Source organism: Micrococcus sp. LASM2_SD2 (genome assembly GCF_057364565.1).
The window spans coordinates 1-2775 of record NZ_JBNFOB010000275.1 but is presented as its reverse complement, the minus strand read 5'-3'; the positions used below and the strand labels follow the sequence as shown (position 1 = coordinate 2775).

General features: G+C 71.6%; 2 protein-coding genes and 1 pseudogene. 2 read left to right on the top strand and 1 reads right to left on the bottom strand.

The genetic code is table 11. The annotated features are described in order from the left end of the window. Positions 1 to 358, bottom strand: a pseudogene (locus tag AC2W7A_RS11325) (hypothetical protein); the annotation flags it as partial. Positions 359 to 429: 71 nt separating this feature from the next. Here AC2W7A_RS11325 and AC2W7A_RS11320 point away from each other — a divergent pair. Next, a complete protein-coding gene (locus tag AC2W7A_RS11320) occupies positions 430 to 1911 on the top strand; it encodes an NCS2 family permease (RefSeq protein WP_485991441.1) in 1482 nt (493 codons plus the stop codon). A 43-nt stretch (positions 1912 to 1954) separates the two neighbouring features. After that, on the top strand, positions 1955 to 2698 hold the full coding sequence (locus tag AC2W7A_RS11315) for a 3-hydroxyacyl-CoA dehydrogenase (RefSeq protein ID WP_485991440.1): 744 nt from the start codon (positions 1955 to 1957) through the stop codon (positions 2696 to 2698). Positions 2699 to 2775 lie beyond the last annotated feature (77 nt).

Genomic DNA, 2775 nt, shown 5'->3' with positions numbered 1-2775 from the left:
CGGCCTCCTGCGGCAGGCCCGCCGCCAGGTGCCAGCGGGACGTGGTGGCCCAGGCCAGCAGCGCGGCCACCGCGCCCAGGAACGCGGAGGCGATGATGGTGCGCCGCTCCCCCACCCTCGAGACGAGCAGGGCGGCCGGGCCGTTCATCAGCAGCCCGCCCACACCGATCAGCACCACCACGGCCGCGGCCAGTGCCGGAGCCGCACCGAAGTCCAGGGCCGCCGTCGCCACCGCCGGCATCATCGCGCCCAGGCCGATCGCGTAGATCGTGGAGGGGGCGTAGATCTGGAAGGCCCCCGCCAGGGGGCCGCCCCGCGCGGAGGCGTCGGAGCCGTCGTCGTGGTGCCGGGAAGTCATCAAGCCGCGAGCCTACTCCCCACGGCGTCACGCCCCACAGCGGCGTCCACGGCGCTCATTACGATGGGCGCATGTCACGCACGCCCTCCTCCACAGCCGCCGCCAGCACACCCTCCGGCCGCCGCACGCTCGACCACTACTTCCGCCTGACCGAACGCGGCTCCACCCTCGGCCAGGAGGTCCGCGGCGGCCTGGCCACCTTCCTGGCGATGAGCTACATCATCGTGCTGAACCCGCTCGTGCTCTCCGGCGCGGACTCCGCCGGCGGCGAGCTCGGGATCCCCCGCGTCGCGGCGGTCACCGCCCTGGTGGCCGGCGTCTTCACCATCGTCATGGGCCTGTGGGCGCGTCACCCGTTCGCGCTCGCCGCGGGCCTGGGCATCAACGCGTTCCTGTCCATCACCATCGCCACCACCCCGGGCCTGACCTGGCCGTCCGTCATGGGTCTGGTGGTCCTGGCCGGCCTGATCATGGCGGTGCTGGTGGCCACCGGCTTCCGGCGTGCCGTGTTCGACGCGGTGCCGGCGGCCCTGAAGACGGGCATCGTGGTGGGCATCGGCCTGTTCATCGCCCTGATCGGCCTGGTCAACGCCGGCTTCGTGCGCCGCCTGCCGGACGCCGCTGGCACCACCGTCCCCGTGGGCCTGGGCACCGGCGGCGAGCTCGAGGGCTGGCCGGTGCTCGTGTTCATCGTGGGCCTGGCGCTCACCGCGATCCTGGTGATCCGGAGGGTCCGCGGCGCCATCCTGATCGGCATCGTGGCGGCCACGGTCCTGGCCAACGTCCTCGAGGCCGTCTTCCACATCGGCCCCTCCGTGGACGCCGCAGGCGACGTGAACCCCACCGGCTGGTCCCTGGTGGCGCCCTCCATGCCGGAGTGGACCGCCCCGGACCTGTCCCTGCTCGGCCAGGTCAGCCTGTTCGGTGCGTTCCAGGAGGTCGGTGGCCTCATGGCGGCGCTGCTGGTCTTCGCCATCCTGCTCTCCGTGTTCTTCGACGCAATGGGCACCTCCGTGGGCCTGGCCCGCGAGGCCGGCACCGTGGAGCCGGACGGCAGCATCCCGGACCTCAACCGCGTGCTCATGGTGGACGCCCTCGCCGTGACCGGCGGCGGCGGTGCCTCCGGCTCCGCCAACCAGATCTTCGTGGAGTCCGGCACGGGCATCGGCGAGGGAGCCCGCACCGGCATCGCCTCCGTGGTGACGGGCGTGCTGTTCCTGCTGGCCATGTTCCTGACTCCGCTGATCCACCTCGTCCCGTTCGAGGCCGTGGCCCCGGCGCTCGTGGTGGTCGGCTTCATGATGGCCGCCCAGGCCGTGGACATCGACTGGTCCGACGCCGGCGCCGCGTTCCCCGCCTTCCTCACCTTCATCCTGATGCCGTTCACCTACTCGATCGCCAACGGTATCGGCGCCGGCATGATCGCCTACGCGGTGATCCGCACCGGGCAGGGCAGGGCGAAGGAGGTCCACCCGCTGCTGTGGGCCGTGGCCCTGGCCTTCGTCTTCTACTTCGGCATGGGCGTGTTCCGGGGGATCCTCGGGCTAGGCTGACTGTGACCTCAACCACTGATCCCCATTGATCTGGAGGACATCCATGCAGTTCAAGGACCGCACGTTCATCGTCACCGGAGGCGCCTCGGGCCTCGGCGCCGCCACCACCAAGGCCCTCCTTGAGGAGGGTGCCAAGGTCGTTGTGGTGGACCTGAAGGGCGAGGCCCCCGAGGGCGCCGTCATGGTGGAGACGGACGTGACAAACGAGGAGCAGGTGGCGAACGCCGTCAAGGTCGCCACAGAGCAGGGCGCCCCGCTGGCCGGCGTGGTGAACTGCGCCGGCATCGCCACGGCGGAGAAGACCCTGGGCCGTGAGGGCGTGCTGCCGCTGGAGAACTTCACCCGCACGATCAACATCAACCTGATCGGCACCTTCAACGTGATCCGCCTGGCCGCCGAGGCCATGGCGCAGAACGAGCCGGGCGAGGACGGCGAGCGCGGCGTGATCATCAACACCGCCTCCGTGGCCGCGTTCGACGGCCAGATCGGCCAGGCCGCCTACTCCGCTTCCAAGGGCGGCGTGGCCGCGATGACCCTGCCGCTGGCCCGCGAGTTCGCCCGCAACGGCATCCGCGTCATGACCATCGCCCCGGGCATCTTCTGGACCCCGATGATGGCCGGCCTGCCGGAGAAGGCGCAGGCCTCCCTGGCCGAGCAGATCCCGTTCCCATCCCGCCTCGGCACCCCGGAGGAGTACGCCTCCCTGGCCATGCACATCATCGAGAACCGCATGCTCAACGGCGAGGTCATCCGCCTCGACGGCGCCGTCCGCATGGCCCCGCGCTGATCCGCCGCTCCCCCCGGCGTCCTCGCCGGGCAGAGAGACCCCGACGACGGCCGCCCGCCTTCCGCACGGAGGCGGGG